The organism is Mesorhizobium sp. Root157 (assembly GCF_001427385.1).
Taxonomy (GTDB): domain Bacteria; phylum Pseudomonadota; class Alphaproteobacteria; order Rhizobiales; family Rhizobiaceae; genus Mesorhizobium.
Genome location: NZ_LMGJ01000007.1, coordinates 24,568 through 43,453, shown reverse-complemented (window position 1 = coordinate 43,453; position 18,886 = coordinate 24,568). Strand labels below are relative to the sequence as shown.

19 protein-coding genes and 2 pseudogenes are annotated in these 18,886 nt (G+C 61.1%); 7 read left to right on the top strand and 14 right to left on the bottom strand.

All coding sequences use genetic code 11. The features are described 5' to 3' along the window. Positions 1-139: 139 nt before the first annotated feature. From ASD64_RS06830 to ASD64_RS06810, 6 genes are all read right to left on the bottom strand, one after another. Entirely contained in the window at positions 140-2,905 is a 2,766-nt protein-coding gene (locus tag ASD64_RS06830; protein ID WP_320410182.1) for a cation-translocating P-type ATPase, read from the bottom strand. A 13-nt stretch (positions 2,906-2,918) separates the two neighbouring features. Next, on the bottom strand, positions 2,919-3,890 hold the full coding sequence (locus ASD64_RS06825; RefSeq protein ID WP_056102733.1) for a calcium/sodium antiporter: 972 nt from the start codon (positions 3,888-3,890) through the stop codon (positions 2,919-2,921). Between the two features lie 81 nt (positions 3,891-3,971). Continuing rightward, positions 3,972-4,844, bottom strand: a complete 873-nt coding sequence (locus ASD64_RS21820) for an SLC13 family permease (protein ID WP_200957810.1) — start codon at positions 4,842-4,844, stop codon at positions 3,972-3,974. Positions 4,845-4,864: 20 nt separating this feature from the next. Continuing rightward, positions 4,865-5,467 carry an SLC13 family permease gene (locus ASD64_RS21815; RefSeq protein WP_200957809.1) on the bottom strand — a complete coding sequence of 201 codons (603 nt, stop codon included), beginning with the start codon at positions 5,465-5,467 and terminating at the stop codon, positions 4,865-4,867. Positions 5,468-5,633: 166 nt separating this feature from the next. Next, positions 5,634-6,080 (bottom strand): universal stress protein, encoded by a 447-nt coding sequence (locus ASD64_RS06815; RefSeq protein ID WP_056102730.1) that lies wholly within the window; start codon positions 6,078-6,080, stop codon positions 5,634-5,636. Between the two features lie 35 nt (positions 6,081-6,115). Continuing rightward, entirely contained in the window at positions 6,116-7,720 is a 1,605-nt protein-coding gene (locus tag ASD64_RS06810) for an AAA family ATPase (RefSeq protein WP_082549886.1), read from the bottom strand. 277 nt (positions 7,721-7,997) lie between these two features. Between ASD64_RS06810 and ASD64_RS06805 the strand changes: the two genes are divergently transcribed. Beyond that, positions 7,998-8,402, top strand: a complete 405-nt coding sequence (locus tag ASD64_RS06805) for a host attachment protein (protein WP_056102729.1) — start codon at positions 7,998-8,000, stop codon at positions 8,400-8,402. A 45-nt stretch (positions 8,403-8,447) separates the two neighbouring features. Here ASD64_RS06805 and ASD64_RS21810 read toward each other — a convergent pair. The 8 genes and pseudogenes from ASD64_RS21810 to ASD64_RS06765 form a co-directional block, all read right to left on the bottom strand. Further along, a pseudogene (locus tag ASD64_RS21810) lies at positions 8,448-8,759 on the bottom strand (hypothetical protein); the annotation flags it as partial. Between the two features lie 40 nt (positions 8,760-8,799). After that, positions 8,800-9,132, bottom strand: a complete 333-nt coding sequence (locus ASD64_RS06795) for a hypothetical protein (RefSeq protein WP_056102723.1) — start codon at positions 9,130-9,132, stop codon at positions 8,800-8,802. 114 nt (positions 9,133-9,246) lie between these two features. Next, entirely contained in the window at positions 9,247-9,828 is a 582-nt protein-coding gene (locus tag ASD64_RS06790) for a DoxX family protein (protein WP_056102720.1), read from the bottom strand. A 204-nt stretch (positions 9,829-10,032) separates the two neighbouring features. Continuing rightward, entirely contained in the window at positions 10,033-10,479 is a 447-nt protein-coding gene (locus ASD64_RS06785) for a pyridoxamine 5'-phosphate oxidase family protein (protein WP_056102717.1), read from the bottom strand. Between the two features lie 54 nt (positions 10,480-10,533). Beyond that, complete coding sequence (locus ASD64_RS06780) at positions 10,534-11,190, bottom strand: helix-turn-helix domain-containing protein (RefSeq protein WP_056102713.1); 657 nt, start codon at positions 11,188-11,190, stop codon at positions 10,534-10,536. 94 nt (positions 11,191-11,284) lie between these two features. Next, complete coding sequence (locus ASD64_RS06775; RefSeq protein ID WP_156460044.1) at positions 11,285-11,635, bottom strand: hypothetical protein; 351 nt, start codon at positions 11,633-11,635, stop codon at positions 11,285-11,287. Positions 11,636-11,758: 123 nt separating this feature from the next. Continuing rightward, positions 11,759-12,373 (bottom strand): response regulator FixJ, encoded by a 615-nt coding sequence (fixJ, locus tag ASD64_RS06770; RefSeq protein ID WP_056102785.1) that lies wholly within the window; start codon positions 12,371-12,373, stop codon positions 11,759-11,761. Positions 12,374-12,380: 7 nt separating this feature from the next. Beyond that, entirely contained in the window at positions 12,381-13,886 is a 1,506-nt protein-coding gene (locus ASD64_RS06765; RefSeq protein WP_056102705.1) for a PAS domain S-box protein, read from the bottom strand. 128 nt (positions 13,887-14,014) lie between these two features. Here ASD64_RS06765 and ASD64_RS06760 point away from each other — a divergent pair. The 6 genes and pseudogenes from ASD64_RS06760 to ASD64_RS21975 form a co-directional block, all read left to right on the top strand. Next, positions 14,015-15,123 (top strand): annotated as a pseudogene (locus ASD64_RS06760) (PHA/PHB synthase family protein); the annotation flags it as partial. Positions 15,124-15,271: 148 nt separating this feature from the next. Continuing rightward, positions 15,272-15,550, top strand: a complete 279-nt coding sequence (locus ASD64_RS06755) for a c-type cytochrome (protein ID WP_244480730.1) — start codon at positions 15,272-15,274, stop codon at positions 15,548-15,550. Further along, entirely contained in the window at positions 15,547-16,419 is an 873-nt protein-coding gene (locus ASD64_RS06750) for a universal stress protein (protein WP_056102700.1), read from the top strand. The genes ASD64_RS06755 and ASD64_RS06750 overlap by 4 nt, the downstream gene beginning before the upstream one ends. A gap of 142 nt (positions 16,420-16,561) precedes the next feature. Then, positions 16,562-17,398 (top strand): universal stress protein, encoded by an 837-nt coding sequence (locus ASD64_RS06745; RefSeq protein ID WP_056102778.1) that lies wholly within the window; start codon positions 16,562-16,564, stop codon positions 17,396-17,398. A 601-nt stretch (positions 17,399-17,999) separates the two neighbouring features. Further along, positions 18,000-18,185 carry a universal stress protein gene (locus ASD64_RS21805; RefSeq protein WP_082549885.1) on the top strand — a complete coding sequence of 62 codons (186 nt, stop codon included), beginning with the start codon at positions 18,000-18,002 and terminating at the stop codon, positions 18,183-18,185. A 16-nt stretch (positions 18,186-18,201) separates the two neighbouring features. After that, positions 18,202-18,357, top strand: coding sequence for a universal stress protein (locus ASD64_RS21975; RefSeq protein ID WP_082549884.1), 156 nt, complete (start codon positions 18,202-18,204; stop codon positions 18,355-18,357). Positions 18,358-18,886 lie beyond the last annotated feature (529 nt).

Sequence of the window (18,886 nt, the reverse complement as noted above, 5' to 3'; positions counted from 1 at the left end):
CGAGATGTCACGTTCCGCGCCGCATGTCTTGAGCGTGGCGAACAACGCGGCCGGTCCCCGATCCGTCAGCTCCAATGCCTATTGACGACCTTGCTCAGCTCACGCAGCCAGAGCACGGAGCTCGCCATCACCCCGCAGATCATCCAGCACCGATGCTCAGCGGGACGGTCGAAAACGCCGACTGCAGGAATGGCACGTAGATCACCGCCACATGCAGAACGAGCGAAAGGCCCACAGCCGACCAGAGCCAATGGTTGGTGAACAGATTTGCGAAGGCGCTGCGTTCATCGGAACGCGCGTTGAAGACATTGAACAGTTGGAACAGGGTCAGCGTCGTGAAGGCCATGGTCTGCCCATATGCAAGGCTGCCAACGCCTTCGATCAGCCCACCCGGAAACGAGGCGTCGAGAACGATCAGCGTCCCGGCCGCCATGGTGGCGCCGACTAAGAGAATGCCGGCCCACATGCGCCGCGTGATCACGCCTTCGCCGCGAGGTCGCGGCGGCTTGCTCATGGCGCCTGCATCCGCCGGGTCGACGCCCAGCGCCAGCGCGGGCGCGCCATCGGTCACCAGATTGATCCAGAGGATCTGCGTCGCCAGCAGCGGCAGGACCACACCGCCGCCGCCTGTCGCGTGCAGACCGATCAGGTCGGCCAGGAGCACGCCGAAGAACATGGTCATGACCTCGCCGACATTCGACGAGAGCAGGTAGCGCAGGAATTTCCTGATGTTGGAGAAGATGGCCCTGCCTTCCTCGACAGCAGCCACGATCGACGCGAAATTATCGTCTGCGAGCACCATGTCGGCGGCCTGCTTGGAGACATCCGTTCCGGTGATGCCCATGGCGACGCCGATGTCGGCGGTCTTCAACGCCGGCGCATCGTTGACGCCGTCGCCGGTCATCGCCACCGTCATGCCCTCGCGCTGTAGCGCGTTCACGATGCGCAGCTTGTGGTCGGGATTGACGCGGGCATAGACCGAGACCTCGCGGACCGTCCGGTCGAGTTCCTCGTCCGACATCTTCTCCAGTTCGGCGCCGGTGACGGCCCTGCCATCAGCCGTGATGCCAAGTTCCATGGCGATGACCGCTGCGGTCATGGGATGGTCGCCGGTGATCATCATCGACCTGATGCCAGCGGCCTTCGCACGGGCGATGGCTTGCTTCGCCTCGTCGCGCGGCGGGTCGATCATGCCGACAAGGCCGAGGAAGACGAGATCATGTTCGACGTCATCACCGAACCCGTCGACCGCCGATGCATCCTTCGGTAGTGAGCGGAAGGCGAGACCCAGCGTCCGCAGCGCGTCGCCGGCCAGTAATTCGTTCGCGGACGCGATTGCTGCGCGCCGCTCGACCGTCAGAGGCCTTGATACCTCGCCGACCAGTTCGTGCGAACAGCGCGCAAGCAGGATATCTGGCGCACCCTTGGTGAAAGCGCGCAACAGGCCCTGCCGCTCGGCATCGGCGTGAACCGTACTCATCAGTTTGCGTTCGGACGAGAACGGAACTTCCCCGACGCGTTCGAAGCGGGCATCGAGCGTCTCTTCTTCCAGCCCGGCCTTGTGAGCAGCAACGATCAGCGCGCCTTCGGTCGGATCGCCCTGAACCGACCAGCGGCCGTCGCATTCCTGGAGCACCGCATTGTTGGCGCGATCGGCAGCGGCCAGAGCCCGGATGAACTCTGTCCTGAGCGAGCCGTCGATCTCCCCGTCGCAGTGGCGCGTCACGTCGCCTTCGGGCGCGTAGCTCGTGCCGCCCAGGTTTACGCTCCCGCTCGCCGTGACCACGCGGCGCACCGTCATCTCGTTGCGGGTGAGCGTGCCGGTCTTGTCGGAGGCGATGACATCGGCCGAGCCGAGCGTCTCGACGGCCGCCAGATGCCGGATGATGGCCTTCCGCTTCGCCATGCGCTGCACGCCGAGCGACAGCACAGCGGTCACCACCGCCGGAAGTCCTTCCGGCACCGCGGCGACGGCGAGCGCCACTCCAAGAATGAGGACATCGAATATGGCGGCGAAGCCCTGCACATCCTCGAACAGCAGGATCGTCCCGATCATCACCACCGCGATGCCCATGACCGCGACGCCGAGCAGTCGCCCGACCCGATCGAGCTCCTTCTGCAGCGGGGTCGCCTCGTCCGGTGTCGCCTCCAGCATGCCGGCGATGCGACCCATCTGGCTCTGCATTCCCGTTGCCGTGACCACCGCTCGGCCCCGCCCGTAGGTGGCCGCAGTGCCGCTGAAGACCATGTTGTGACGGTCGCCGAGGCTCGCTTCTTCTGCAATTGCGCCCGTATCCTTCGATACGGGCAGGCTCTCGCCCGTGAGCGTCGCTTCGGCGGTCTGCAATGCCGTCGATTGAATCAGCCGCGCGTCGGCCGGAATGGTGTCGCCTTCCTCGATCAGAACGAGGTCGCCGGGAACGAGGTCGGACGCGGGAAGGCGTTGCCTCGTGCCGTCGCGGACAACAGTGGCGTGCGCAGCCGACATTTGGCTCAGCGTGGCCAAGGCCTGCTCCGCCCGGGCCTGCTGAAGATAACCCATGACGGCGTTGAGGATCACGATTGCCAGGATGGCGATTGCCTCGTAGGGCAGTGCGGAATCGCGCTCGACAAACCACAGTGCAGCCGAAATCAGCGCCGCGACGATCAGCAGGACGACGAGTACATCCGTGAACTGGGCGAGAAATTTCCGCCATGCAGGCGTCGGCTTTTCTGCCGTCAGTTCATTTCTGCCGTATCGCGCAAGCCGCGACTTGGCCTCCATCGCGGTCAGACCGCGCTCCGCGTCGGCGCCGAATGCGGCCAGCACGGCCTCGACCGTTTCGAGGTGGGGCTCCACCGTATCGGCTCTGGAAGCACTGCCGTCCATCTTCATTTGCGTGACCTCGTTCACCGGCTCGATCATCCTGCACCCTTCGCTACACACGGGAGGCGATAAGATATGTCAGATAGGCAATGTAGGCTCCCACGAACACCATGCCTTCCAGCCGCGTGATGCGCCGGCCGCTGATGAAGATGGGTACGCAGGCAATCGTCGTGGCGACCATCACCGGAAGATCGACGTAGATGAGAACAGGCTCGACTTCGATGCCTTGGGATTGGACCAACGTTGTTGTCCCGAGAATGAACAGGATGTTGTAGATGCTGCTGCCGAGCAGATTGCCGACCGCGATGTCGCGTTCCTGCCTCAGGGTTGAAATGACCGTCGTGACCAGTTCCGGCGCGGAAGTTCCGATCGCCACGACGGTAAGCCCGATGAATGCGTCCGACACGCCCATGATCCGGGCGAGTTCGACCGCCCCGTCGACAAGCCATTCGGCCCCGACGGCGATGACCACGATGCCGATTCCGAGACCCGCGAGGTTTGAGGCTACCTTGCCGCTTTCACGGCTACTGGCGGGGATGGCGTGCTCCTTGGCGAAATCCAGCCTGACGGCACGGCTCTCCCGCCGTGCCCAGCCAATGACCGCGGCGGTATAGATGATCGCGGCGCCGACGAGAATCGCTCCCTCGACCCGCGTCAGAATCCCGTCCCATGCCATCGCCAGCAGAGCGCAGGCGGCCACGGTCATTACGGGCAGGTCAAAACGCAAGGTCCGCATCTCCATCGCCAGCGGAAGGAACGCAGCGCTCAAGCCGAGGATGAACAGGATGTTGAAGATATTGGTGCCGGCGATGTTGCCGACCGCGAGCGATCCCTTGCCCTGAAGTGCTGCGTCGATCCCAACCGCCAGCTCCGGCGTGCTAGTGCCGATCGCCACCACGGTAAGGCCAATGAGGATCGGCGGAATGCCGATCAACGCGGACAGGCGAGAGCCTGCGCGCACAAGCAGTTCCGCCCCGACAACCAGCGCAACAAGGGCAAGGCCGCACCAGAATATCGCGCTCATCGCGCCTCTCGCCGATTGGGCCGCGGCACAGGCAAATTTCGCATGGGCCGGGCAACAATGGGCGGGTGCAATCCGTCGGCTTCAAACATATCCAAGCCACCGCCAATAGGTAGCACCAAAGATTAGCGTCAGCACATAGGCCAGAACGGTCAACGCCAGCCCGGTGCGGACGAAATCACGGACCAGGAAAGTCCCAGTGCCGTGCGCGACCATCGCCTGAGGAGAGTTGACCGGCAGGATGAAGCCGAAACTGACAACGAACTGCAGCAGGATGGTCATCCCGAATACGTTGAGCCCCGGCGTCTCGACCTGCTGCAGCACCGCGATGACGATCGGGATCATGGCCGTGGCGCTAGCGAAACCGAGATGGATGACGATCAGGAACGCGGCCACTGCCGCCAGGACGGCGAGCGGCGACAGATAGCTCAACCCGAACCGGTCGACCGCGATCTCGGCCAGCCAGGCCGCCGCACCGGTCTGCAGGAGCGCTGTTCCGAGACTGATACCGACGCCGAAAAGCACGATGGTGCCCCACGGAATTTGGGGGTTGGCGCTTTTCCAGTCCATCACGCCGATACCCGGCAGGAACAGGAGAGCGACGGCAACCACCGTCGTGGTGGAACTGTCGAAGTCGTGCAGGACGCCTTCTGTCGCCCAGCAGAACACCAGGAGGAGCGAGATCGCCAGCAGGAGCTTCTCGTTGCGGCTCATCGGCCCGATGTCGTGCAGCGGCTTCGCGATCGCCGACGTACCGCCCGGAAGGTCTTCATGTTCCGGCGGCATCATCCACATCATGATGAAGTAGAGGCCGACCGACATGACAAGAGAGAATGGAGCGGCGACGATGAACCACTCCAGCCAGGTGATATCCTGGCTCAGCTCGCTCTGGAGAAAGCTGGCCGCCACCATGTTCTGCGCCGCCGCTGTCTTGATGCCGACGTTCCAGACGCTCACCGCCTGAACCGTCGTGATGATCAGCAGCCGGCGAAGCGGCTCTGCTTCTCCGCGCCGAAGGCGAGGACGATGCCCATCATGATCGGGATGACGGCGGCAGCGCGCGCCGTCGCGCTCGGCACCAGGAAGGCAAGCAAGGTCACGACTACAATTCCGCCGATGACGACATGACTGGTTTTCGAGCCGACGCGCGCGAGCACCTTGAGTGCGATACGCCGGTCGAGCCCGGTGATGGTCATTGCGGTCGAGAGGAACAGCGCCGCGGCGACCAGCGTCAGGGCGCTGCTGGAAAACCCGCTCATCGCCGTCGACAGCCCCCTGGACGTGCCTATCAGCGTCTCGGGATCGGCTATATCGGGAGATAGACCCAGCAGCACCGCGATAAGCGCCGCGATCACCAGCGCGCTGACCGCATAGTCGAGCGTCTCGGTGATCCAGACCACGACAGCAAAGACGAAAACCGCGAGCATGCGCTGACCCGCCACCGGCAGGCTTTCGCCATTGGGCAGAAGCACGATGGCGATCAGCGCGACAGTCGCAAGCGCCAGGCTCCAGCCGAATCCCAAGGGCCTCTTATCTTCTGTCGGCGCGTCTGCCTCGCCGGTCGCCCGCCTGTCGCCCATGAATAAGCCCCTTGTTGCGGCTATCGCCGGCGCCATCTCTTCCATCTGATCGATTTGCGCCCTACCCGAGACAGGGCCCGCAGCAGCCGATACAAAGCTTCTGACGCTGACGATCGTCTGTCGCACTATGCCGGCAGAGCGGCCCCGAGTGCGCCGGGCGGAGCGTTCACCTGATGACCAGAACCGGGACCGTCGTATTCACAAGCACCTCGGAAGTCTGACTGCCGAGCAGCATCTTCTGTATGCCGCGGCGGCCATGGGATGACATCACGATGAGGTCGCAGTCCTTCAACTTGGCGACCCTCACAATGGCTTCGGCCGGAAATTCATCGGTCTCGTGCAACAGTTCCACGGTCGCACCGTGGCGGGTTGCGATTTGTTCGATTGCCTCGTAGCGGTCCTTCATGGCCTGATCGATCTGCTGGTCGTAGCGGGCTACGGGATCATCGATGCCGCCCTGGATTGCTGCCCGTGCCGCTGCTGGATGCAACGGTTCGGTGACGGTCAGTACTGTCCCTTTCGCGCCGAGCCGAGCAGCCAACTTCAGACCCTGATCGACACCCTTTTGAGCCAGTTCTGAACCATCGGTCGTAATCAGAATATGTTTGTACATCGGCTTTTCCTGTTAACGGGTTGCGGTCATGCTTGTCAGGTTCGCTTCATGTTGGAAGCCTGGGCCAGCGTCGTGCGCTCATTCAATCGCTTGGTGGCTCCAGGTCGCTTCGCAAGCGCAAGCGGCAATTCGAGAATCTCGGAGATGATATCCTTCGCAGAGCCGGCGGCGTTGAGCCGTTGCCATCCTATCGCGCCCGTATCCTTTTGCAGTTGCCGCGACAGGACGTCGACGGTGGCGTCCGAGGGGCCGCCCTTGCGGCGCTCGACCCGACGCCGCAACAAGGCGGGCGCAGCGTCCAGCCAGATTCCCTGAAAGGGCACGGCCTGGCTTTCAGCAACATGCCCGATCCGTTCGCGGTCCGTCGGACGGTCGAAGACGGCATCTGCGACGACCGACGCGCCTTGGGCAAGCATGAGTTCGGCACGCCAGGCCATCTCGCGGTAGACACGCCCGGAAACTCCCGGCCTGTAGGCTTTGTCCGGCAATCGCGTTTCGGACGACACGCCATGCATGGCCTTGCGGATACGATCGCTCTCTACGATGCGGGCTCCAGGGGGCGCGCCAATATGTTCGGCCAACGCTTCGGCGATCGTGGTCTTTCCCGAACCGCTCAACCCGCCGATAGCAATGAGCCGCACGGGGCGCTCTGTCAGCAGATCCAGGGCAAGATCGAAATAGCTGCGGGCTTCGCCGGCCAGCCGGCCGGACGCATCGCCGCTTTGTTCGGCCTGCGTGGCCGTGACATGCGCACGCACGGCTGCACGGATCGCCATGAAGAACGGCAGGAGGATGAAACCGTCCTCGTCGTCGGCCTCGTCCAGATACCGGTTGGCGACCAGGTTGGCGAACTCGGGCAGGCCGCGATGCCACAGGTCCATGAGCAGGAAGGCCAGGTCGTAGAGGATGTCGATGGTCGCGATCTGCTCGCTGAACTCGATGCAGTCGAACAAGCGCGGTTGGCCGGCGGCAAGCAGGTAGATATTGCGCAGATGCAGGTCGCCGTGGCAGCGCCGCACCTTTCCAGCCGCCTCGCGGGCGTCGAGCAGGGAGGCATGTCCGGCCAGCACCGAACGGAAGCGGGCGTCGAATGCCGCCGCTTCGGCAGCTGAAAACACATTGCTGGTCGCAAGGCCGGCACGGTTGATGTCAAGCACGCCTGCGATGTTCGCTGCGCCGCTGCCTGCATGCACGACCGGTGCCCCGCGATGGAAACGCACGATCATGCCAGCCGTCTCGCTCATCAAGGCCGCGGTGAGCCTGCCGTCAAGGGCCATCCGGTCAAGCAGGGCCGATTGGTCGAAACGCTCCATCTCCACGACCGAGTCGACAAGTTCGCCGGAGCCGTCGAATTCGAGCGCTCCATCAACTTTCCGGGTGATGCGTCGCACGCCGAGATAAAGCTCCGGCGCGGTCGCGGAATTCAGTTCAACCTCTCTCTGGCAGGTCGCAAGCCGCAGTTCCGGCGTCGAAAAGTCGGCATAGGGCAGGTTTACGGCGCGCTTCATCTTGTAGGCGCGCTGACCGGCAAGGAAAATGCGCGAGATGTGCGTGTCCATTGTCTCGACCGGCCCGGCAACGTCATAAGTGGCAGGGTTCACGAGGAACGAAATCGCATCAGTCTGGCCGTCAAGAGTCATGGACCCAGCCTCCACAGACTTTCGGAACGAGAAACGCCGCGACGGCTATGACGATCATCGAAAGATGCGCCCCGGCCCCAACACGGGTCGCCATCGCCAAGGTCAGTGCCTGTCACCGTAAGCATCCTCTTGAAGTCATAATACTGTTCTTGTTGTTCCTGACCTCCCTTCTATATCAGCCAGATCGGGAAGCGCCTTGCGCTGAATCAAAGCGGCATCGCACGCGCAAATGTACGCAGCAAGATCTATCCAGCAGATCCAGGAGTATGGAAGAAAAATGATCATACCAAACGATACGACGGTGGTTGTTGCAGACGGCCGGAAACTACGCCTGTTTCGCAATAGGGGCCGCGAGCCGAACATAAGCCTGACCACGCTCGATGTTCCCGAACTCGAGGCGGGCAATTGGGGATCCGGCGCACGCCACAGAAGTGCCGCGGCCAATCCGGATGATTCACGGCTGGACGAGGACGATTTCGCAGCGGAGGCCGCTGCCTATCTCAATCGTGAGGCGATAAACGACAGCATCTCCCTGCTGTACATCATTGCCGATCCGCGCACGCTTGGAGAAATGCGTCGGCATTTCCACGACAGCCTGAGGTCGAGACTGGTCGGTGAACTCGCGAAAGACCTCACGGGGCATTCGCTCGAAGCGATCGAGGCTGCCCTTGCCAAGGCATGAAACTCCATGACAGTCAGCCCTTGGCGGAACCGCTCAGGGAGCAGATCACCCGCCGACCCGATCGCGAGCGACGGAACGTAGCTGGAGCGTTCTTTGTTCGGCAATCTTGCGATCGGCTGTCGATCTGCCTGTATTGCGGATCGGATCGCTGAGCAGTCTCAGCCCGTTGAGAACGACCAGCACGGTGCCACCTTGATGGCCCAGCACCGCCAGCGGCAGCGGCAGTTCTAAGAAGGCCGCGCCTGTGACCAGGACGAGCATCGCGCCGATGGCGAAAACGAGATTCTGGCGGATGATCGAAGCGGTGCGCCGGGCAAGGCGGTGTGCCGCCGCCAGCCTTTCCATATCCTCCGACACTCGTTGAGCATGATGAATTGCGCGATCCGCAACTGCCGGCTCATGGGCGACCGGCATCACCGTGTTTCAGCGCCATCAGGTACGCGACGACATCGGCCTTCTCGTGATCGAACAGGCGGTAGATGGTCATCGGGAAATGATCTTCCTGTAGGAAACGGACGAAATACGCCTGGTCGCGTCCGGGTCGGCGCACGATCTCCTGGTAGGGAGGAGCCATGTCGGGATCCGGCTTGTCGGCTGCGCGCAGATGGCACATGCGGCACCACTCATCCACGATCAGCGCACCACGTGAGGCTGGACCGTCAGCGTGGGCGACACCTGACAAGCATAGCGTGACGATTACGCTCGCCGCAATCATCCTGCCTACTTCCATCAAGGTTGCTCCTGTTACACTCGGCCCGCACAGCCCATCACATGATGGGTGGTCTCAATGCTATCCGACTGGCCGAGCGGGTGATACCAGTCGGAGGCAGAGATGGCCGGCAATTCAGAATTCACGACCGATCCGCCGATCGAGCGATAGCGTTCCGCCACCGAATGCCGCGATGATCGCGGCACCCGCCGTCCAGAAGGTCGAATTGAATTCGGCCTTTGCCTGCACCTGATGCAGGAAGCCCCCACCGCCGTCGCTCAGGAGGCGCGCCTGACCTTGGTCGGTCAGGTATTGCAGGTTGGATTTGAGAAACTCGATCCCCTCGGGTGTCAGGAAGGCGTCCCCATAGGGGCGCGTGACGTGGAACCAGATCGTTACCGCAAGCATAAGGGCATTGGCCAGCGCGACAGGCCGGGTCAGCAGGCCGATCACGATGAAAAAGCCGCCGACGAACTGCATTACCGCCAGCATGGGCGAGAAGAACCAGCCGGGGTAAAGGCCTAGACCCTCGACGAAGCCTGTCTGCGCGAAGGGCGCGATGATTTTGGGCCAGCCTTCGACCATCAGCAGCCCGCCGATGATGACGCGAAAAACCAGCCAGCCGGCAGGCTGGGCGAACTGATGATAAAAGGGCGCCATGAACGGCAAGATCAACCGTTCCATCGGGCTGGAGGTCATTTCCGGCAGGTTGCTCATATCATCGTCCTTGATTGATTGTTATTCTGGATGCCGCTGTCGCATACCTTGCTATGTGCTATCGCATCGAACTTCCGGTTTCGGGGAACAGTGCGACCGAAGGTATTCTCGCGAATTTGCAACTGCCTGCCCCCCTGTCGCATTAGGTCGGGGCGTATTGAGTCATTCTAGCGAAATGGAACAGCGCGCTGGAGATGGAGGGTGCTACTCCTTGGCTTCACGACCAGACAGTTGCTCGATCGAAATCCTGAAGAACACGTGCGGCGAACGATCGGAGATCGGAGGGGTAATAGGCTTCAGCGCCCCTGGTTCCCACCAGTCCACATGCTTGCTCAAGATCGACCACGCGCGGTCGCGCTCGACCTTATGGCCGATGCGATCCGGTAACTCTTCGTAGCGGCCGTCCACGACGACGCTTTTCCATTCGCGGCCTGCGCCGCGTTCGTCTACCTGGACTGACACCAATGGATTTTCCCGCATCCAGTCGATCTTCTTACCGGGCATTGAAAACGCGTAGAGACAGCGATCCGCGTAGGCATAATAGATCGGAATCACGTAGGGTTGATCGCTCTTGGCACATGCCAATCGGGCCAACCGGTTCTTTACAAGCAAAGCCGTGCATTCTGCCGTAGACAGTGTTTGTATTATCATCGCTTGATCCCTTTCTTTCCAATCAGGTGGCAACCAACACGGACGAAGCTAGCCCTACTGGCTCATTCTCTGCAGGACGTCCCATTTCCTGATTTCAATGTTCCGCAGTGAAGGTAGCTTGATGATGCCCGTTTCCCTGAGCTTGGAGAAAATTCGGGAAACCGTCTCGATGGTAATGCCGAGGTAATCGCCGATGTCCTGGCGAGACATTGGAAGCGCAATCTGATTCAGTCCGCCCTGCCGTTCAGCCATATCGACAAGGAATGCCGCCACACGCTCGGTGGCATTCTGTCGGCCGAGCACGAGAAGGTGCTCCTGCGCCCTGGTGAGGTTACGAAGTGCCAGGGGCAGCAGTTCGCGCGAGATATCGGCCCTGGTGGAAAGGCGAAAGAACCGAATGCCCGTGGCGCAAATTGCTTCGGCGGAAAAATGATGGGTATCGTCGGCCTCAAAACCGAATATCTCGCCAGCCAGAAGGAAGGTGCTGATCTGCCGGCGTCCGTCCGCCAGGAGGCGGGAAACCCGAACTGAACCGAATTCGACCTGATAGAGCTTCCCTGCCTTTTCGCCTTGGCCGTAAATCTCTGCCCCGGCAGGAAAGAAGCTGCAGGGCTGCGATTTTGCAGGCACGAAGGATTCAGACAAGATGGGGTGGAGCGCATCGGAGGGCTGCAGGGGAAGCGCGGACCTGGGCGTGCTGTAGGCGAGCATGGCTGTCTCCCGTTCAATTCGGTGAGACAGCAATGAGCCGAATTTCCAGCAATCGAAATTCGGTTATGCCCTTACGGGAAAGTACTTAGATCACCTAAATGCCATGTGCGACCAATTGCCGAACGGTCTCTACCAGCGCGTTCCCAATCAAAGGTTTGACCAGGACCTTCATGCCGTCCGGCTCGGGCAAGGACCAGGGCCTATCTACCAGCAGGACAATCGGCTTGGCAAAGTGCCAGAGGAATTTCCATGCATCGGCACCGTCCTCAGCTGCGTCCTCGTCGATGACAGCACAACAGACCAGTGGAGTTGCGGGAGACGTGGTCGCGGTCGAGAGCTGTGCCCGAGACTCCACGCCGTAGCCCTCGGCTTCGAGCGCAAACTCGATCGAACGTCGAAAGCCCGCATCCGGGACGATGACAAGAATCATGCTGGTGACTGCCAAGACAGTATGTTCTCCCGAAGGCGGCCCGTCAGGCATCAGGAGGGGCTGCGATCAGCAACCATAGTGGCGACGGGATGCCGCCGCCTTGCGCTGGGTCAATTTCGAGATGAGGCCGACAGGAAATCAGGTGAGGCCGACTTTTACCGTCAGCGCCATCCGCACCAGCTCAGGCAGACTTTTCGCTTGCATCTTCGACATGACGCTGGCGCGATGGACCTCGACGGTGCGGGGGCTGATGTTGAGGTTGTAGGCGATGGTCTTGTTGCCATGTCCTGCTACGACACCCGCAAGCACCTGCTGTTCGCGCTCGGTCAATTCATTGAGCCGAGCCTGTATTGCTGATACGTCATCGGCACCGGACGGCACTTGGACAAGCCGTTCCGCCGCGCGTTCTATGGCCTCGATCAGGACCTTGTCTTCGAAGGGCTTTTCGATGAAGTCGAGCGCGCCGGCCCTCATCGCCTCCACTGCCATCGGTACGTCGCCATGACCCGTAATGACGATGGCGGGCATCATGGCCTGTGCCGCTTGCAGGTTGCGCAACAGGTCGACGCCGCTCATGTCCGGCATTCGTAAATCGGTGACCAGACAACCATTGCGGACCTCCGGTGCGAATGCCAGAAAATCCGTCGCGGAAATATGCACGCGCACCGCAAACCCGTTCATGCTGAGCAGGAACGCCAAAGACTTCCTGACGGCTTCCTCGTCGTCGACGATATGGACAGTGTAGTCACCGATCGTCATCTCAGGCACCAACCTTGTCTATCGGCAGCGTGAAGCGGAAAGTGGCGCCGCCATTTTCGTTGCGCGTCACCGATAACTTGCCGCCATGGGCTTCCACGATGCGCCTGGAAATGGAAAGGCCGACGCCCATGCCGCCAGGCTTGGTGGTGACGAACGGCTTGAACAACTGGACCGCGATTTCATCGGAAATGCCGGGTCCGGTGTCCGCGACCTCCACGACGACGGTTCCATCTCCCCCCGGCGCGGTGCGGACCATGATTTCGCGCCGATCACTGTCGCGCATGGCTTCGATCGCGTTTCGCATGAGGTTGATCAGGACCTGCTGGATCTGGACGCGATCCGCCGTGACCATTTCTGCCCCCGGGCTGAATTCGAATGCCGATCGAACACGGTGTTGGCGGGACCCCATTAGCGCCAGAGTGCTCGCCTCTTCGATCAGCTTGCGCATGTCCTCGGGCCCTTTCTCGGTTTCGCCGCGCGTAACGAACTCGCGCAGGTGACGGATAATTTGCCCGGCGCGAAGCGCTTGCTGTGCGGCTTCGTTCAAAGCCTCCCGCATGCGGGTAGCAACGGCTTCGTCCATGTTGCGAAGCAGGCGGCTACAGCCCTGGACATAGTTTGCGATCGCTGAAAGAGGCTGGTTCAGCTCGTGTGCGAGGGTGGAGGCCATCTCGCCAAGTTCATTGAGGCGCGCCATTCTCGCCAGTTCGCCCTGAATCTCTGCCAGGTGAGCCGCGGACTCTTCACGCTCGGTAAGATCACGAATGAAACCTGTGAAAAAGGTCTTCCCGCCTGTCTTCATCTCGCCGACCGCCAACTTCATGGGGAAGGTTGATCCGTCTTTCCGACATCCGACGACAACCCGGTCGATGCCGATGATCCGCTTTTCTCCGGTCTCCAGATAGCGGTTGATGTAGCCATCGTGCTCACGACGATACGGCTCAGGCATCAGCACGCGGACATTCCGGCCGACAATTTCCTCCACCGCATAGCCGAATTGTCGGACTGCGGCCGCGTTGAAGGAAATGATGGTTCCGTCTTTTTCAATTACCACAGTCGCGTCGAGCGCCGTATCTAGGATCGACCGCAGATGGGCCTCCCTCGCGTCTAGAGCACTTTCGGTGCGGTCCATCAAACGTCGCGCGTGATGAAGCATTTCTCCCATTGCGGCGATGGCAACTCCCGTCAGCCCAAACACCGTTAATTCAACAGCGCTGTCGTGATGCTCAGGCACCAATTTGATTAGATAAAAAGTTGCCGGAAGACACAGAACGATCGCCCCAAGCCCCGGTCCGATCCCGCCGGCGATCGATGCAATAAGTATGGCTGGCACGAACAGGATGAAAATGACCCTGTCTTCGAGAAGGTCTTGCATAGCAAGGCGAATGCCGAAAGCCACCAACACGGCAACCGTCGCAAGGGCGTAACCGGGCCAGCCTTCGAACCGACGTGAAAGGGCGGCTTGCAAGAAGCGGCCCTTCAGTCCCGAAATGTCTCTTGCGGGCATGATGCGGCCTGCCGATTGTAATGCGCTGGTTCTTGCCTTACCGGAAGAATATGACAAAGCCCACTCAACAGTATTGGGAACATTCCACCAATGTGCATTTCCGGTCAGCGCACCGCTTCTCGTCCGATGTGATCTTCCGCAACGAGCTCATCGAGCTGATCCGCTACCGGCCGATGACGGAAAGCGTGAAGGCCGAGCCAGTCCTTATCGTGCCTGCCTGGATCATGAAATACTACATCCTCGACCTTTCACCCGGCAATTCGCTCGTGCGCTATCTGGTCGAAAGCGGTTTCAGCGTCTTTTGCATCTCCTGGCGCAATCCGGGCCGCGCGCAGAGCGAGCTTTCCTTCGACGATTACCGGCGGCATGGTGTGATGGCTGCGCTAGACGCAGTCGAAGCCCTCACTGGAAGCCCAAGAATCCACGGCGTTGGCTATTGTCTTGGTGGAACACTGCTTTCCATCGCGGCATCTGCGATGATAGCGACGTACGGTTCGCCAGCCTCTCGCTCTTCGCCACGCAAGTCGATTTCGAGGAGCCGGGCGAACTCGGCCTCTTTGTCGATGAAAGCCAGATATCGCTGCTCGCAGATGTTATGTGGACCGAGGGCACCCTCGACCAGCGGTGCGTGGCCGGCGCTGTCCAGATGCTGCGGTCGCAGGATTTGGTCTGGTCACGCATGGTGCGCGAGTATCTCATCGGCGAGCGCTCGCCGATTACCGACCTGATGGCATGGAATGCCGATGCCACGCGCATGCCTTACCGCATGCATTCCGAGTATCTGCGGCAGCTCTATCTCGGCAACGACCTTGCGCAAGGCCACTTCAAGGTGGATGGCCGGCCGGTGCATGTGGAGGACATTCGTGTTCCCGTCTTCGCCGTCGGCACGGTGACGGACCACGTCGCGCCCTGGCGCTCCGTCTTCAAGCTCGTCCATCTCCTCGACACCGACGTGGATTTCGTGCTGACCAGCGGCGGCCACAATGCTGGCATCGTCTCGGAGCCCGGCCATCCGCGGCGATCCTATCGCCGTCTGAACTATCGGTACGGGGATCCGCATCCAGATCCCGACGACTGGGCAGCCGGGGCGGTTCAGACAACGGGCTCATGGTGGCCGCTGTGGATCGAATGGCTGCGCTCGCACAGCAGCCACGATATCCTTTCGTCTGCGCGAGTAAGGGGAAGCGATGACTTCGTTCCGATCTCCCCGGCGCCCGGCACCTATGTCCTTGAGTAGATGCTTCTTGCACGAGCAGAGCGTTTGAGACAGATCAATGCGAATACCCCTCCGCCCCGCGAAGATGCCGCTCATGCTGTCTGTCCGCCAAGATCGTTGCCGGCTCATGTTCCGGCTGCTGTTCGCCAGCGCCTTCGTTCTCGCCGTGATGCCGGCTCGGGCGCAGGGGAGGTCAGACGTGGTGGACGGGAAGGCGCTGGTGGAAGCCAATTGCGCCCGCTGCCATGGCGTTGGATCGACTGACAAGAGCTCGCATGCTGACGCTCCAGCGCTCCGCACCTTATCCAAGCGCTATCCGCTCGATGCCTTGGAGGAGGCCTTCGCCGAAGGCATTTCGACTGGGCATCCCGATATGCCGGAATTCATCGCCACGACTGAACAGATCGACGCTATCATCTCATACATTAGGAGCCTCGATACCCCATGACCGCCAATACTAAACCAGATGGGGGGCGACCGGCAGAGCGGTTCAAGAGCGTGCTTGTCGGCATCCCCGCAGTTGAGGATGCGGCGAAACGGCCCGCGCTTGGGCTTGCGATCACACTTGCCAAGGCGCATCGAGCCGCACTTTCGCTCTATGTCTTCGCGCCACCCCTGGTGCAGCCCCTACCAATGTCCACTGCGACTGCTTCGGTGTGGGTCGCAAGCGAAACAAAGCGGCTGGAGGAGATGACATCGTCCGCGATGCGATCGGCGAGCGATGTGATCGCCCGCGAGAGCCTCGATTTCGTAGCAGAACATGCAGGTGCCTTGTTCGAGCCTCGATCGGACCGCTTCGTACAGCAGGCGCGGGTGCATGACGTGACCGTGCTCGATACCGCGGACGCGGCCGACACGGCACAGCGCACGATCATCGAGGATGTCCTTTTCGACAGCGGCCGGCCGGCCCTCCTCGTCCCGCGCCACGGAGGAAAGGCCGAGCTGCGGCGGATCGCGGTCGCCTGGGACGGTAGCGCACGCTCGGCGCGCGCGGTAAAGGATGCCCTGCCTTTTCTCGTTGCGGCCGAAGCCGTCGTCGCCGTCAGCGTCGAGGGCGAGAAGGATTTGTCGCGCATGGCGCCCGGTGCGGATCTGGCGGCATATCTCGCCCGATACGCCGTGGAGTGCAAGCTCGCGACGTTGACTGCACCTCGAAGGGACGTTGCCACGCGACTGCGCCTGTTCATTGCCGAGGGAGACATCGACATGCTCGTGATGGGCGCGTTCGTCCACTCCCGCTTCCGGCAGGCGCTTCTCGGAGGCGTGACGCAGTCCCTGCTCGAGGACACGCCGGTGCCGCTGTTTATGGCCCACTGACGATTTTAGGCGTCTATCTCCACGATTTGCGTGAGATCAAAGAAGTGCATGCCGAGTTCCTGCATACGTGGCTATCGGTGATAGCCCGGCTGCTTCGCGTTTGGCGACTGCAGCGTCGGCGGCGAGTTCAAAGGAGATCGCTGTGAAGTATCAGACCTTCCTTCCCTTGGTCACTTATGCCGATCCAAACACGGACGCGGTTGCAGCAAATGCCGCCGCCGTCGCAGCCAGCATCGGCGCTGACCTTCATGCCCTCGCCATCAGCGCCGACATCCCGGATGTCTCCAATGCCCTGTCCAAGCTCCTGCTCAATGTTCCGGAGATGATCCGCGAGGCTGAAGCCCTCAGCCGCAAACGCGGCGCTCACCTGCTGCAGGTGGTCAAGGAGCAGGCATCGACAATCGGTGTAAATGTCACGACGAACGAGATTGCGGCCCCTATCGCCATGCTGGGAGACGTCGCGGCTACAGATGCCCGCTACTACGATCTCAGCCTGCTCGGATGGGAAGCCGGCAACGCGACGTCTCGTATGACGGCAGAGGCCGTGGTTTTCGGCTCCGGCAGGCCCACCATCCTGTTGCCGGAACTGTCTCGCGCGGCCTCGATCGACCATATTGCGATCGCTTGGGACGGCAGCCGTGTCGCCGCGCGTGCCGTCGCCGACGCGCGGCCATTTCTAGAAAGGGCAGCCCGCATCACGGTTTTCACCGTCCTGGACGAGAAGCCGCTGAAGGAGAAGGACGCAGGCGAGCAGCTCGTCGCCAGCTTGCGCCAGCGCGGTTTGCCGGCCGAGGCGGTGTCGATCAACGCCGAGGACTGCCCGATTGCCGAGACGCTCCAGCAGCATGCGATCGAAAGAGGGTGCAAGCTGCTTGTGATGGGCGGCTACGGACATACACGGATCCGCGACTTCGTACTGGGCGGCGCGACCGCAGGCGTGCTGAACGATCTGCTGCTGCCGGTGCTCCTTTCGCACTGAGATGCAACGACAGCCACGGGCTTTTTCCATTGCTCAGAGCGTGAAGATTTCTGCGATGAAGGAAGTCGAAGCCAAGGTCGCGGTCGTCACCAGCGCAGGATCAGGCGTAGATGCGACATTCGCACGCGACGTGGCCGAGGGAGAGGGCTGAAGTCCTGGAAATCGCGGCTTGGGAAACGAGGTTGGGCGCAATACGAGTTGAAGGCGGCATCGCACAGTCGCCAATGCGAATGCGGTCTTACGCATGGTCGCACTCGCGGTCGAGACCTGTGGTGAACTGCATCCAGGAGATTGACTGCTCGACGCCTGGCGCAAGGTGATCGACGGTAGCCTCAACGGCGTGTTCTAACGGTTCTATCCACCAGGCTTCAGGCAGAGGCCTCCAAAGCCCTAGCGCAAACAGCGGCACAGCGGCAGCTCCAATCAGTCAAATAAAGGGCGGGAGCCATCTGCAATAGCGCACTTGGTTCGGGTCCAAGATCTACTGACTGGAGGCTCAACGCCAGTTGGCATCTGCGCATCGCAGCAATTGACATGTATCAAGGCGCGACCGTGCAACGACTCCATATCTTGTTAACCTGAAGACGCGGAGAGGAACGCTATGAGCAAGTCTTCGAGGAATGGATTTCCCAGAAGGCTGCTCCTCGCCACCGACCTGACGTCGGCGTGTGATCGCGCCTTTGACCGGGCTGTTCAATTGGCCTCCGCATGGGACGCGGACCTCACTATTTGTCATGTCGTCGCGTCCAGTTCGGTACGACCGTTGGGCATAGACCGGAGAATTTAGGAATGCTGAAATAGAAATGGAGCGCCTTGTTCGGCACAGCGCATCTGAGCAGAAATTCTCGCGCCATATTATCGTTGGTGATCCGGCCGAGCGCATAATCGAGCACGCGCGGCAAATGGGAATTGATCTCTTGCTCACGGGGCCACGGCGGCACGGATTATCCGGTATGTGAATCTACCTGTTCTTGCCGTGCGTCGGCGGGTAGACGGGCCATATGCAACGGCCGCAGCGGGAATCGATTTTCGACGGGGTCCCATTCCGCATTCCTGTCCGGAGTAGCCTTATTTCCGTCGGTAGAATTCACCTTGGTTCATGCCTATCGGATTGCGCCTGACTGGGGCGGACGGAACTCTGACAGATCGATTGATGTGATCGAGGCTGAGGAAAAGGAACGCGTCATACGCGCAGCAGAGCACGAACTGACCGAGATCGTTGCATCGGCCATCCACGGAAGCGTCGCTGAGCAACTGCTCAATACACTGCCATGCGGCGTCCTCGCTGTTCCAACCCGGAAGTAATCTCGCCCGCGGATATTGTGGCCAAAATTGGCAGGAACTGGTTAGATTAATAAAATATCGAATGCTGTACGTAGGCGCGCTGATATCCAGGGGAGTTCAGCGAAATAAATATGATCCGATCTGACGTCTGCATTTGAATCTACCTTCAAACCACCGCTCTCACGTCGAGGCGGCGCCTTAGGT

Bases quoted from the DNA above. Each gene is read 5' to 3' on its own strand.
- ASD64_RS06785 (WP_056102717.1), bottom strand. From the start codon at position 10,479: ATGATAATACAAACACTGTCTACGGCAGAATGCACGGCTTTGCTTGTA.
- ASD64_RS06755 (WP_244480730.1), top strand. From the start codon at position 15,272: ATGCCGGCTCGGGCGCAGGGGAGGTCAGACGTGGTGGACGGGAAGGCG.
- ASD64_RS06825 (WP_056102733.1), bottom strand. From the start codon at position 3,890: ATGAGCGCGATATTCTGGTGCGGCCTTGCCCTTGTTGCGCTGGTTGTC.
- ASD64_RS06765 (WP_056102705.1), bottom strand. From the start codon at position 13,886: ATGCCCGCAAGAGACATTTCGGGACTGAAGGGCCGCTTCTTGCAAGCC.
- ASD64_RS06780 (WP_056102713.1), bottom strand. From the start codon at position 11,190: ATGCTCGCCTACAGCACGCCCAGGTCCGCGCTTCCCCTGCAGCCCTCC.
- ASD64_RS06790 (WP_056102720.1), bottom strand. From the start codon at position 9,828: ATGAGCAACCTGCCGGAAATGACCTCCAGCCCGATGGAACGGTTGATC.
- ASD64_RS06795 (WP_056102723.1), bottom strand. From the start codon at position 9,132: ATGGAAGTAGGCAGGATGATTGCGGCGAGCGTAATCGTCACGCTATGC.
- ASD64_RS06750 (WP_056102700.1), top strand. From the start codon at position 15,547: ATGACCGCCAATACTAAACCAGATGGGGGGCGACCGGCAGAGCGGTTC.
- ASD64_RS21815 (WP_200957809.1), bottom strand. From the start codon at position 5,467: ATGGGCGACAGGCGGGCGACCGGCGAGGCAGACGCGCCGACAGAAGAT.
- ASD64_RS06805 (WP_056102729.1), top strand. From the start codon at position 7,998: ATGATCATACCAAACGATACGACGGTGGTTGTTGCAGACGGCCGGAAA.
- ASD64_RS21975 (WP_082549884.1), top strand. From the start codon at position 18,202: ATGGAGCGCCTTGTTCGGCACAGCGCATCTGAGCAGAAATTCTCGCGC.
- ASD64_RS06830 (WP_320410182.1), bottom strand. From the start codon at position 2,905: ATGATCGAGCCGGTGAACGAGGTCACGCAAATGAAGATGGACGGCAGT.
- ASD64_RS21805 (WP_082549885.1), top strand. From the start codon at position 18,000: ATGAGCAAGTCTTCGAGGAATGGATTTCCCAGAAGGCTGCTCCTCGCC.
- ASD64_RS06810 (WP_082549886.1), bottom strand. From the start codon at position 7,720: ATGACTCTTGACGGCCAGACTGATGCGATTTCGTTCCTCGTGAACCCT.
- ASD64_RS06815 (WP_056102730.1), bottom strand. From the start codon at position 6,080: ATGTACAAACATATTCTGATTACGACCGATGGTTCAGAACTGGCTCAA.